This is a genomic window from Roseobacter sp. FCG-D35 (assembly GCF_033436665.1).
Lineage (GTDB): Bacteria > Pseudomonadota > Alphaproteobacteria > Rhodobacterales > Rhodobacteraceae > JAWQFO01.
In genome coordinates this window covers 533,239-545,667 of the sequence record NZ_JAWQFO010000002.1, presented here as the reverse complement: position 1 = coordinate 545,667, position 12,429 = coordinate 533,239, and the positions used below count along the sequence as shown (strand labels likewise).

At 65.0% G+C, this 12,429-nt stretch carries 11 protein-coding genes; 8 read left to right on the top strand and 3 right to left on the bottom strand.

The annotated features are described in order from the left end of the window. The first annotated feature begins 156 nt into the window (after positions 1 to 156). From R5H30_RS06780 to ilvN, 5 genes are all read left to right on the top strand, one after another. The gene (locus R5H30_RS06780) at positions 157 to 1,608 is read left to right on the top strand and encodes a cache domain-containing protein (RefSeq protein WP_318327338.1); all 1,452 of its coding nucleotides are present in this window, start codon (positions 157 to 159) and stop codon (positions 1,606 to 1,608) included. Beyond that, positions 1,605 to 2,267, top strand: a complete 663-nt coding sequence (locus R5H30_RS06775; RefSeq protein WP_318327337.1) for a response regulator transcription factor — start codon at positions 1,605 to 1,607, stop codon at positions 2,265 to 2,267. Before R5H30_RS06780 ends, R5H30_RS06775 begins: the two co-directional genes overlap by 4 nt. A 256-nt stretch (positions 2,268 to 2,523) precedes the next feature. Further along, complete coding sequence (locus R5H30_RS06770) at positions 2,524 to 4,062, top strand: peroxidase family protein (RefSeq protein ID WP_318327336.1); 1,539 nt, start codon at positions 2,524 to 2,526, stop codon at positions 4,060 to 4,062. A 340-nt stretch (positions 4,063 to 4,402) separates the two neighbouring features. Further along, on the top strand, positions 4,403 to 6,154 hold the full coding sequence (locus R5H30_RS06765) for an acetolactate synthase 3 large subunit (RefSeq protein WP_318327335.1): 1,752 nt from the start codon (positions 4,403 to 4,405) through the stop codon (positions 6,152 to 6,154). A 71-nt stretch (positions 6,155 to 6,225) separates the two neighbouring features. Continuing rightward, positions 6,226 to 6,786 (top strand): acetolactate synthase small subunit, encoded by a 561-nt coding sequence (ilvN, locus tag R5H30_RS06760; RefSeq protein ID WP_318327334.1) that lies wholly within the window; start codon positions 6,226 to 6,228, stop codon positions 6,784 to 6,786. A 9-nt stretch (positions 6,787 to 6,795) separates the two neighbouring features. On the opposite strand, the gene R5H30_RS06755 is transcribed toward ilvN, so the two are convergent. Continuing rightward, positions 6,796 to 7,152 (bottom strand): hypothetical protein, encoded by a 357-nt coding sequence (locus R5H30_RS06755; RefSeq protein WP_318327333.1) that lies wholly within the window; start codon positions 7,150 to 7,152, stop codon positions 6,796 to 6,798. Positions 7,153 to 7,396: 244 nt separating this feature from the next. Between R5H30_RS06755 and R5H30_RS06750 the strand changes: the two genes are divergently transcribed. From R5H30_RS06750 to R5H30_RS06740, 3 genes are all read left to right on the top strand, one after another. Next, positions 7,397 to 8,194: a helix-turn-helix domain-containing protein gene (locus R5H30_RS06750; RefSeq protein WP_318327332.1), complete on the top strand. Its 798-nt coding sequence runs from the start codon at positions 7,397 to 7,399 to the stop codon at positions 8,192 to 8,194. A 116-nt stretch (positions 8,195 to 8,310) separates the two neighbouring features. Next, on the top strand, positions 8,311 to 9,474 hold the full coding sequence (locus R5H30_RS06745; RefSeq protein ID WP_318327331.1) for an aromatic ring-hydroxylating oxygenase subunit alpha: 1,164 nt from the start codon (positions 8,311 to 8,313) through the stop codon (positions 9,472 to 9,474). Further along, positions 9,471 to 9,689 (top strand): hypothetical protein, encoded by a 219-nt coding sequence (locus R5H30_RS06740; RefSeq protein ID WP_318327329.1) that lies wholly within the window; start codon positions 9,471 to 9,473, stop codon positions 9,687 to 9,689. Before R5H30_RS06745 ends, R5H30_RS06740 begins: the two co-directional genes overlap by 4 nt. A gap of 2 nt (positions 9,690 to 9,691) precedes the next feature. Here the strand turns inward: R5H30_RS06740 and R5H30_RS06735 are convergent, their stop codons facing one another. Beyond that, the gene (locus tag R5H30_RS06735; RefSeq protein ID WP_318327328.1) at positions 9,692 to 11,101 is read right to left on the bottom strand and encodes an amidase; all 1,410 of its coding nucleotides are present in this window, start codon (positions 11,099 to 11,101) and stop codon (positions 9,692 to 9,694) included. A gap of 138 nt (positions 11,102 to 11,239) precedes the next feature. After that, complete coding sequence (gene prfB, locus R5H30_RS06730) at positions 11,240 to 12,361, bottom strand: peptide chain release factor 2 (RefSeq protein WP_318327327.1); 1,122 nt, start codon at positions 12,359 to 12,361, stop codon at positions 11,240 to 11,242. Between the last annotated feature and the right edge of the window lie 68 nt (positions 12,362 to 12,429).

Here is a 12,429-nt window from a genome sequence, read left to right as displayed (position 1 = left end):
CTTGTGAATACCAATTACTACGTACTTCAGGCCCAAAATATCGGCTTCGCACACGCTTTACGCCGGGGAACGGGCTTGCAATGCCGGTGCCGCGCGGGCGACTGTCCGGACGCCATGGCGGCACCACCGCCCCGGCCCGGCAAGGACGAATCAGCCATGCGGCGCATCGCGGCCCTCCTGCGACCCAACTACGCCCAGAAGATCTCGCTTCTGGCGGCGCTGCCGCTCGTTGTCGCCGTGGCCGCCATCGCCATCCTCGTCGCCTACCAGGCGCGCAGCGTGGCCGAACGCGAGATCCGCGGGCTCGAGGAGCGGCTGATCGAGGCCAAGAAGGCCGAGCTGCGCAACTACGTGACCCAGGCGCGCAATGCATTCTTCTTCATCTACGGACCGGCCGCGCCCAATGACGCCCGTTCCAAGGAGCGCGTGCTGCAGATGCTCGCCGCGATGGTCTACGGCGAGGAAGGGTTCTTCTTCGTCTACGACTATGACGGCACCAACCTCGTCTCGCCGCGCCAGACCGAGCGCATCAACCGCAACTGGTCGGGCCTTGCAGACAGCGAAGGCACGCCCATCGTCGACGAGTATATCCGCATCGCGCGCACCGGCGCGGGCTGGCACACGCATCTGTGGCCCAAACCCTCGACCGGCGAGGACGCCCGCATGGTCGCCTACGTCTCCGGCCTGCAGGACTGGCAATGGGCGGTGGGCACGGGCGTTTTCATCGACGACGTTCTCGCCACCGTTTCGGCGGCGCGCGCCGAGGTCGAGGCGCGGGTGCGGCGCACGTTCCTTTACATTGGTGCGATTGCGCTGGCCGCTTTGATGCTGGTCTATTTCTCGGGGATGTTCCTGAACCTGCGTGAGCGCCGGCTTGCCGATGCCAAGCTGAAAAAGCTCACCCAGCGAGTGCTTGACGCGCAGGAGGAGGAGCGCGGGCGCGTCGCGCGCGAGTTGCACGACGGGATCAGCCAGATCCTCGTCGGCGTGCGCTATGCGCTCGACATCGCGCGGCGCAAGCTCGAGCGCGGCGACGACGGCGCCCGCGCGCCGCTCGACAAGGGCATCGATTCTCTGGGCGAGGCGATCTCGGAGGTGCGGCGGATCAGCCGCGACCTGCGCCCCGGCGTGCTCGACGATCTCGGGCTCGGTCCGGCGATCCGGGCGCTGGCCGAAGAATTCGCGCAGCGCACCGGCATTGCGGTGGACTTTTCGACCGTGGTGTTCCGCAACCGGCTTGATCCGGAGGCCAAGATCGCGCTCTACCGGATCGCACAGGAGGCGCTTACGAACATCGAACGCCACGCCGACGCAACACGGGTTGCGGTCGACCTGCGCGGACACAAGCGCGGCGCCACCCTGCGGATCAGCGACAACGGGCGCGGATTTCCCGCCGATCGCAGCGCGCGCTCGGCCGGGATCGGGTTGCGCAACATGCAGGAGCGCGTCGAGCAACTCGATGGTCGGCTGCGGATCCAGACACCCGCGGAAAACGGGTCAGGGACGCTGATCGAGGTCACGGTGCCGCTGTCGCACCTGCTGCCACCCGAACCCGACCAGAACACCGCGCCGCCCGCCGGCCGCGCCAAGATGAGGGCCGCGGAATGACCGAAGCGACGCGTGTGAAGGTATTGGTTGTCGACGATCACCCGATGGTGGCCGAAGGCATCCAGTCGATCCTCGAAAGCTACGACGATCTCGACGTTCTGGGCACCTGCAACTCGGGCCACGCGGTCATAGAGGCGCTCGACCAGGCAAAGCCGGACGTTATCCTGATGGATCTCAACATGCCGGGCATGGGCGGGCTGGCTGCGACCGAGATCGTGCTCGAACGCCGTCCGGAAACGCGCATCCTGATCCTGTCGATGCACGACAACGCCGAGTACATCTCGACGGCGCTCAGCCACGGAGCGATGGGCTATGTGCTCAAGGACGTGCCGACGGACGAAATCAAGCAGGCGATCGACGCGGTGATGGCGGGCGAGCGGTATCTGTGCACCGGAGCCAAGGGGTCGCTCGAGCCGCAGGACGGGGCGGCGCGCGAGGCCCTGACGGGGCGCGAACAGACGATCCTGCTGCAACTCGCGCAAGGTCGTTCGAACAAGGACGTGGCGCAGGCGCTCGAGATTTCGGTGCGCACGGTCGAGACCCACCGCAAGAACATCAAGCGCAAGCTGGGCATATCGAGTACCGCCGGCCTGACCCGCTACGCGCTGGAACACGGCGTCCTGCAGGGAACCGGCGCCAATTTCCGGGCGCGCGGCTGATTTTCAGCCTGGGATAGAGGTAATCACAACAAGGCAATTGTTTATCGGCAGTATCTCATGTCGATCGCCGTGGCGGATGCCCGTCGAGCAAGACCGAATTTCACTACCCTCGCGAGAAAACAGGTAAGGAATCCCTGACTTATAGTGTAAACTGGTCCGGCGTAGGCTTCTACGCAGCCCCCGGCGTCGTGGTCGTGATTTCCATGGTCCCTGTGATCGGCGTCGGACGGCGAGTATTTTATTCAGGAGATTTGGAATGACACACGGACTTACCGGGTACGACGCCTTCGTTCTCGACTGCTCAGACGGCGTTCATCCCCCGCTTCCCCAGACTTTCGGCCGACTCGGTCCGCGCAACCCACTGTCGGGCATCGCGCCCAACGGCAAACCCTTCGACGACAAGCTCGTGCAGGAGGCTTTCAGCGCGGCGCTCGACGAGATGCGCGATGACGGCGATCCCGAAGGCGACGTGGCCGCCGGCATGACCTTCTTCGGCCAGTTCATCGACCACGACATCACCCTCGACGCGCAAAGCGCCATCGGAACCCGCATCGATCCGCGCGCGATCCGGAACGTACGCACGCCGGGGCTCGACCTCGACTGCGTCTACGGCGACGGCCACGAGGCCTCGCCCTACCTCTACCACCCCGAGCACAAGGGCTATCTGCTCTTCGGGACCGCCGAGAACCCCTATGACCTGGCACGCAACAGCCACGGTACGGCAATAATCGGCGATTTCCGCAACGACGAGAACCAGATCGTCAGCCAGCTGCAGGGTGCCTTCGTCTGCATGCACAACATCCTGATGACAGCGCTGCAAAAGGACGAAAGCCTCGTGCCCGACGCGCTGGCCGGCATCCGGTCCGAAGCGCTGGCGAGCGGCGTCGAGGGCTCGGAAATGCCCTTCGAGGCCGCGCGGCGCATCCTGCGCCTGCACTATCACTGGATCATCCTCAACGACTTCCTGCCGGCCTTCGTCGACGGGGACGTGTTGAAGAAAGTCCTGCACGCCTTCGACCACGGCACGTTGCCGAAACCCTACACGGCGCATGCGCCGATCATGCCGATCGAGTTCTCGGGCGCGGCCTACCGCTTTGGCCACGCCACGGTGCAGAACGCCTACGAGCTCAACGGCAGCTCGGGCAAGGTCAAGCTCTTCGACATGCGCCGGCGCGAGTTCCATTCGCGTCCGACGGAATTGAACGTCGAATTCCACCGGCTCTTCAACGTGCCAGGCGAGGCAAGCGCGCAGGCGGCCCGGCCGATCGGACGCAAACTGGCGTCGACGATCTTCGCCCTGCCGTTCATCGACGGACCCCTCACCATCGGCGGCAACGAGCTGAGCCTCGAGGACAGCCGCAAGCTGCCGCACCGCAACGTGTTCCGCGACCGGGTCACGCTCGAACTGCCCTCGGGACAGCAGATGGCACGGATGATGCACGTTCCCGAAATCGCCGCTCCGGAGGAGCTGCGCGCACATGGCATCACCAAGACTCCGCTGTGGTACTACTGCCTGCACGAGGCCGAGGCGCACGGTGGCAAGCTGGGGCCGGTCGGCGGCACCATCGTCGCGACCACGCTGGTCCGGCTCATGGCGCTCGATCCCGAGTCGATCCTGTGCTCGACGCATGACTTCAAGCCCTGGAAGGCGCTTGGCGCGGGAGAGGACGGCAGCTTCTCGCTGGGTCACATGCTGGCCTGCGTCGAGACCAACCGCGACAAGGTCGCCCATCGCGACGATCTGCTGACGGGCACCCCTGCGGTCGCGGCCGCACCGGAACTCGAAGACGCCTGAGTCTGCACTCATCGACGCGGCGGAGCGACTCCGCCGCGTCGAATTTGCGAAAATGACGCCTGAGGGCGATTTGTCGCAACTTCCAGAAAGAAAAAATCCACCACGCGACACTTTTTCTCGCCGATGAGCGGTTGACGCCCCCGCGCCCCGCCCATAATCTCCCGCCTGCATCAAGGAGCCTTCTTCACATGACGACCCTAGTCGTAATCGTAGGACGCACGCGCATGGGCCGGTAACGGTAGACCATAGTCTGACCCATGCGCCCCCGCCTGACCGGGGGCTTTTTTTTGCCCGAGAGCAAGCCAGGGACCGAGACCGGTCCACAACGGAGACAAGTGATATGACCCGCCAGATGTCCGGAGCGAAGATGGTTGTCCAGGCCCTGATCGATCAGGGTGTCGACACCGTATTTGGCTATCCCGGGGGGGCCGTCCTGCCGATCTACGACGAGATCTTCCAGCAGAACGCCATTCGCCACATCCTGGTGCGCCACGAACAGGGGGCCGTTCACGCCGCCGAAGGGTATGCGCGCGCCACCGGCAAGCCGGGCGTGGTTCTCGTCACCTCCGGCCCGGGCGCCACGAACGCGGTCACCGGCATCACCGACGCGCTGATGGATTCGATCCCGATCATCGTGCTCACCGGGCAGGTTCCGACCTTCATGATCGGCTCGGATGCCTTCCAGGAGGCCGATACGGTCGGCATCACGCGCCCCTGCACCAAGCACAACTGGCTGGTCAAGGAAACCGACCAGCTTGCCGGCGTGCTGCACGAGGCCTTCCATGTCGCGACCCACGGCCGCCCCGGCCCGGTGCTTGTCGACATCCCCAAGGATGTCCAGTTCGCCACCGGCACCTATGCGCCGCCCAAGCCCTCGACCTCGCATTACCAGCCGCGGGTCAAGGGCGACATGGAAGAGATCACCGAGCTTGTCGCGGCGATCGAGAAGGCCAAGAAACCGGTGTTCTACACCGGCGGCGGCGTCATCAACTCCGGCCCCGCGGCGAGCCAGCTTCTGCGCGAACTCGTCGAGGCGACGGGATTTCCGATCACGTCGACCCTGATGGGTCTCGGAGCTTATCCGGCAAGTGGCCAGCACTGGCTCGGCATGCTCGGGATGCACGGGCTTTACGAGGCAAACATGGCGATGCACGACTGCGACCTGATGATCAACATCGGGGCGCGTTTCGATGACCGGATCACCGGGCGCATCGACGCCTTCAGCCCGCGCTCGACCAAGGCGCATATCGACATCGACCCGTCCTCGATCAACAAGGTCATCAAGACCGACATCCCGATCGTCGGCGACGTCGCCCACGTGCTCGAGGACATCCTCAAGGTCTGGAAGTCACGCGGGCGCAAGGTCGAGCACGAGGCGCTGGCGAAGTGGCGCGCGCAGATCGACGAGTGGCGCAAGATCGACTGCCTGAGCTTCACGCCGGGAGAAAGTACGATCAAGCCGCAACATGCGTTGCAACGGCTCGAGGCGCTGACCAAGGAACACGACCGCTACATCTGCACCGAGGTCGGCCAGCACCAGATGTGGGCGGCGCAGTACCTCGGGTTCGAGGAGCCCAATCGCTGGATGACCTCCGGGGGCCTCGGCACGATGGGTTACGGCTTTCCGGCCTCGATCGGCGTGCAGCTCGCGCATCGCGACGCGCTGGTCATCAACGTCGCGGGAGAGGCGAGCTGGCTGATGAACATGCAGGAGCTCGGCACGGCGGTGCAGTTCAACCTGCCGGTCAAGCAGTTCATCCTCAACAACGAACGCCTCGGCATGGTGCGCCAGTGGCAGGAGCTGCTGCATGGCGAGCGCTATTCGCAAAGCTGGTCCGAGGCCCTGCCCGATTTCGTGAAACTGGCCGAGGCCTTCGGCGCCAAGGGCATCCTGTGCAAGGATCCCGCCGATCTCGACGACGCGATCATGGAGATGCTGGATCATGACGGGCCGGTGCTTTTCGACTGCCTCGTCGAGAAGCACGAGAACTGCTTCCCGATGATCCCCTCGGGCAAGGCGCATAACGAGATGCTGCTCGGCGAAGCCAGCACGCAAGGCGTTATCCAGGAAGACGGCGCGGTGATGGTGTGACCGTTTTCTTCAAAGAAAACGGCCCGGAATTTTGTAAAATTCCGGCGACGGACGGTTAAGGAAGCAAGAAGATGTCAGCATTGAAGATCAAGAAGGGCGCAACCAGCCATTCCGCCTACAACCTGCGACCGACGTTCTCGGACGTGGTCGAAAAACACACCCTCGCGGTCCTGGTCGAGAACGAACCGGGGGTTCTAGCCCGGGTCATCGGCCTGTTCTCGGGCCGCGGCTACAACATCGACAGCCTCACGGTGGCCGAGGTCGACCACGCCGGCCATCTCAGCCGCATCACCATCGTGACCTCGGGCACGCCGCAGGTGATCGAGCAAATCAAGGCCCAGCTGGGACGGATCGTGCCCGTCCATGATGTGCACGACCTGACCGTCGAGGGTCGCTCGGTCGAGCGCGAACTCGCGATGTTCAAGGTGGCGGGCACCGGCGAGAAGCGTGTCGAGGCGCTGCGCCTGGCGGACATCTTCCGGGCCAGCGTCGTCGACAGCACACTTGGAAGCTTCATTTTCGAGATCACGGGTGCGCCGGAAAAGATCGACGCCTTTGCCGAACTGATGCGGCCCCTCGGTCTCACCGATGTCGCGCGGACCGGCGTCGCGGCCCTCGCCCGCGGCGAATAGCGCCGGCGGTCAGGTGCTGCCGGCGGCTGTCTGGCTCGACTGTGGCGCGGGACAGCCGGCGGTGCGGCGGGCAAAGGGTATGACATTGCTTGCCTCCGCGCCGGGGTCATCCTCTTCGCGCGTCGCCATGCGCAGGACGGCGGGCAGCATCCGGCCGGCCTTCTCGATCACCAATCGCGGGTTGAGCGCTTTCCGCAGGGTCGTCTTGACGTCCATGTCGAACTGCACGACATCGCCGGCATCGAAAAAGCTGCCGCGATCCAGCACGTCGCTGGATGTGCTGATGTAGGCCAGGTCTCCCTGATCCTCGCACCAGATGACCGCTTTACGGTCGGATGCATCGCACCACAGCACTACGCCGATCATTCTTGTCCCCAAGCCTATCCTTAGCCTGTTAACAATATCAGGGCGTTAACCAATTCGCACAGAGTAAAGCGGGCACCGTTCGGCGATATTTTGTGTCGACAAGGCGCCTGACTGATGCGAAAGAGCGTCATGCCTGACGCCAAATAGCGTCAAATCCCAACCATCGATTGCACGATCTTCATTTGACTCGCGCGTTTTCACTCGATCGTCTAGCGTCCGCTGCACGTATTTCACGGATTTATTGATGCGCCCCCAGTCGAGATCACCTTCCGAGCTGCGCAACATGTTCGGCCGGAACCTTAGGATACTGGCGGCCGAGTATCAGTCGATCACCGATCTGTCGCGACGCCTGGGCATCAACCGCACGCAACTCAACCGTTACCTTGCAGGTGAAAGCTTCCCCCGCCCCGACGTTCTGGCGCGTATCTGCGCGTTCTTCTCGGTCGACGCACGGATCCTGCTGGAGCCGGTCGAGAGCATCGGCCCGGCGCGGACGCCGGAAGCCAGTGACTACCTGCGCGCCTTCATGGGACCGGAAGCCCATGACGTATCCGAGGACATCTTTCCCAGCGGCTTCTACCGCTTCTCGCGGCGCAGCTTCCTGCAGGCCGGGCAATTCGTCTCCGGGCTGGTACTGGCATCGCGCCGTGGATCGGGGACGTTCGTGCGGGGCCTCGAGGCCAAATCGGCGATGCGCGCGCAGGGTCTTCCCATCGACAAACGGACGCGAGAGTTCCGTGGTTACGTGTTCGAGGTCGATGACGGCATCGCGACCACGGTCTCGCGCGTCCATGGTATGACCGCGTCGTTCAACTTCCTCAGCCGGGTGAACTCTTTCGAGAACAATTTCTGGGTCGGCTATGTCGCACGTACGATCCGCGAGAGCGCCGGAACCAGCCGGGTGACGCGGCTGGTCTACGAACATCTCGGAACCGACGTCGGCAAGGTTCTGGCGACGGCGCGGACCGCCGGGATTTGCGGCATCGAGGTTCTGCCGCCCTTTCACCAGCGCCTTCTGCAACTCGACGACCCGTTCCGCTAGCCGCGGTCCCGCGATGGTGCCGCGAATGTCGCGCCGCGCAAGGCGCAGGTCGCTCCGGAAGCGGCGACCGGCCCGGTTTCGACTAGAGTCGGTCCAGATTTGCGAGGAGCTCCGCGATGCGCGCCTGCCAGACCGACCTTTCAGACGTCCGCCGCCCGATCCGCGAAGCGCGGGGTTTGCCGAATGCCCATTACACAGATGCCGAGGTTTTCGAGGAGGAGCGCCACGCGCTGCTCTTCGGCGGCTGGGCCGGGCTGGCGGCGGAGGGCGAAGTGCCTTTGGCCGGCGACGCCGTGCCGCTCAGTTTCGCCGGCATGCCCCTGCTGCTGCTGCGCGACCGCGACGGGGTCGTGCGCGTGTTCCAGAACACCTGCCGGCATCGCGGCATGATCCTCGTCGACGCGCCGCGGCGCATCGAGGGCGCGATCCGCTGCCCCTATCACAGCTGGTGCTACGCGACGGACGGGCGGCTGGTCAGCACACCGCATGTCGGCGGCCCCGGCCAAAACACCCATGCCGACATCGACCGCAGCGCGCTGGGTCTTGTCGAGATCCGCAGCCATGTCTGGCTCGGCGTGATCTGGATCGACGTGTCGGGAACGGCTCCCGACTTCGAGACGGCGCATGCCGAGATCCTGGCGCGCTGGTCCGATTTCGATCGTCCGATGCATCCCGGCGGCGCGGAAAGCCGCTTCGTTCTCGACGTCGCCTGCAACTGGAAACTCGCGGTCGAGAACTACTGCGAAAGCTATCACCTGCCCTGGGTGCATCCGGGCCTGAACAGCTATTCGCGGCTAGAAGATCACTATCATCTCGAATGTCCGGGTGCGTTCTCGGGCCAGGGGACCCGGGTCTACCGCCAGATGAAGGACGCGGACGGCACCGCCTTTCCGGATTTCGAGGGCGTGGGCGCGCGGTGGGAGACGGCGGCCGAATACGCCGCCGTCTATCCCAATGTGCTGCTTGGCGTGCACCGCGACCATGCTTTCGCGATCATCCTGTTGCCCGACGGCCCGGAACGGACGCGCGAGCACGTACACATCTTCTACGCCGACGCCGACACGCCCGAGCCGTTGCGCCAGCGCAATGCGGCGCAGTGGAAAGACGTGTTCGAAGAGGACATCTTCGTGGTCGAGGGCATGCAGCGCGGCCGCCACGCCCTTACGTTCGACGGGGGACGCTTCTCGCCGGCGATGGACGGGCCGACGCACCTGTTTCACGACTGGGTCGCCGAACGCGTTCTCCGACGCAGAACCGCCAAGGCACAGCAACTTGGATGAGCGATCTCGATGCCCGCCTGCTCGCAGCCCATGCGGCGGGCGACTTAGACGCCCTCGTTGAGCTTTATGCCGAGGCGGCCGAGACGGCGCGGGACGACACCGCGCGCGGCTTCTACCTCACCCACGCCCACGTCTACGCGCTCGAACGCGGCCATCCGAAGGCCGCCGCCCTGCGCAATCGGCTGGTCGACATGGGGCGTGAGCACCCGCTCTGAGGTCAGACCATCGCCGGGCGTTTCTGCGGCCATCCGGTCGCCGCGTGCCAGGCCTGAGCCGCGCGCAGCAGCCACGCATCCGACCCCGGCCTGCCGATCAACTGCGCGCCCATCGGCAAGCCTTGCCTGCCGAACCCGACCGGGATCGCGACGACCGGTAGGCCGATCAGGCTGGCCGGAATCACAACTTCCATCCAGCGGTGATAGGTGTCCATCTCACGCCCGGCGATCCGCACGGGGTACTCGTCCTCGACGGGAAACGGCCAGACCTGCGCCGATGGCGCGATCAGCACGTCGAACCGCTCGAAAAGGGATGCCGCGCAGCGATACCAGTCCGAGCGGGTCAGGCTGGCCGCCTGGATCTCGACCCCGCTCAACGCGCGACCGCGCTCGGCCTCCCAGCGCGCCGACGGCTTGAGCTTTTCGCGCTGCAGGGGATCGTCGTAGATCTCTCCAAGAGTGTTGGCGACGGAAAAGCTGCGCAACGTGGTCCAGCTGCGCCAAAGCGCATCCGCATCGAAAGGCGCGCCGATATCTTCGATGCTCCAGCCGATCTTTCGCATCTGCGGCAAAGCCGCCTTGCAGGTTTCGAGCACGCCATCCTCGAATGGCAACGCGCCGTCCCAGTCTCCAAGCCAGGCGCCGCGCAGGCCCTCCGGCGCGTCGTCGATGCCGGGGCGCGCGGGGTCTGCGATACGCCCCAACGGGCGCCCGGCATCGGGGCCCGCCATGACATCGAGAAGCGCCGCAAGATCGCGTGGTGTCCGCGCCATCGGTCCGTTTGTCGACAGCGGATGCAGGTAGAGATCGCCATCCGGATCGCCCGGAACAAGCCCCCAGCTCGGGCGCATGCCGTAGACGTTGTTCCAGGCCGCAGGGTTGCGCAGCGACCCCATCATGTCCGACCCGTCCGCGACCGTGAGCATCCCGCAGGCCAGCGCCGCCGCCGCCCCGCCGGAAGAGCCTCCGGCGCTACGGGTGGTGTCGTACGGGTTGCGCGTGGCCCCATGAACCGGGTTGAAGGTGTGACTGCCCAGCCCGAACTCTGGCGTGTTGGTCTTGCCGATCACGATTGCCCCCGCCGCGCGCAACCGCGCCGTGACCGTGCTGTCGCGCGCTGCCGCCACGTCCGCGAACAGCGGCGAGCCCTGCGAGGTCGGCAGGCCCGCGGCATCGGCAAGGTCCTTGATGGCAATCGGAATGCCGTGCAGCCAGCCCTCGGGCTTGGCGGCGTCCGCGGCTTCCGCCTCTTTCAGAAGATCCTTTTCCGCCCGCAGCGACACGATGGCATTGACCGACCCGTTGACCTGCTCGATGCGGCCAAGCGTCGCCTTCATCACCTCGACCGCGCTGACCTCACCAGCGGCGAGCTTCTCCGATAGCACAGCGGTCTCGAGACCTGTCAGCTCCATGTCATCTCCCCTCCCAGATACGCCATTTGATGCGAGCGCCCTCCCCCGAGCGCGCAGGCGTGTCGTTAGAGAAACGCAATACCGCCCGGATGGTTCGACGGGTTTACCCCACCTCGGACACCCTGTGCGTCGGTCTCGTCAATCGCCCTTGGCTTCCGCACGGCTCTTGCCCGAGACATCCAGTGCGAGCGTCGCCGCCATGAAGGCGTCGAGGTCGCCGTCGAGCACGCCGGAGGTGTCGGACGTTTCGTGGCTGGTGCGCAGGTCCTTCACCATCTGGTAGGGCTGCAGCACGTAGGATCGGATCTGGTTGCCCCAGCCGGCCGAGCCCTTGCTTTCGTGCGCCTCGTTGATCGCCGCGTTGCGCCGATCCAGTTCGAGCTGGTAGAGCCGCGATTTCAGCGCCTTCATGGCGATGTCGCGGTTCTGGTGCTGCGACTTTTCCGAGCTGGTCACAACGATGCCCGTCGGGTGGTGGGTGATCCGCACGGCCGAGTCGGTGGTGTTGACGTGCTGACCGCCTGCGCCGGACGAGCGGTATGTGTCGATGCGGATATCCGCCGGGTTCACGTCGATCTCGATATTGTCGTCGACCACCGGGTAGACCCAGACCGAGGCGAAGGAGGTCTCGCGCGTGCCCTTGCCGAAAGGCGAGATGCGCACCAGGCGGTGCACACCGCTTTCGGACTTGAGCCAGCCATAGGCGTTGTGGCCGCTGATCTTGTAGGCGCAGGACTTGATGCCGGCCTCGGATCCCGGTTCCTCGGACTGCAACTCGACCTTGTAGCCCCGGCTTTCGGCCCAGCGCACGTACATGCGCTGGAGCATCTGCGCCCAGTCGCAGGCCTCGGTCCCGCCTGCGCCGGCGTTGATCTCGAGGAAGGTATCGTTTGCATCGGCCTCGCCGTTCAGAAGCGCCTCGAGTTCCTTCTTCGCCGCCTTCTCGGCCAGAGCCTTCAGCGCGCCTTCGGCATCGGCGACGACCTCGTCGTCTTCCTCCATCTCGCCAAGCTCGATCAACTCGACGTTGTCGGTGAGTTCTTGCCGGATGCCCTCGTAGTCGCCGATGGCGTCGACCAGCGTCTGGCGGTCGCGCATCAGCTTCTGCGCCCCTTCCGGGTTGTCCCAGAGGTTCGGATCCTCGACGCGGGCATTGAATTCCTCGAGCCGGTGCTGCGCGGTGTCGATGTCGAGGCGCTGGCCCAGCAGGTGCAGCGACTTCTCGATCTTCTCTACGGTGTTCTGTGCCTCGGCACGCATCTGTCGGACTTTCGTTTTCGACTTGTTGCAGGCGGTATTAGACCACCCTCCGCCACGCGGCAAGAAGG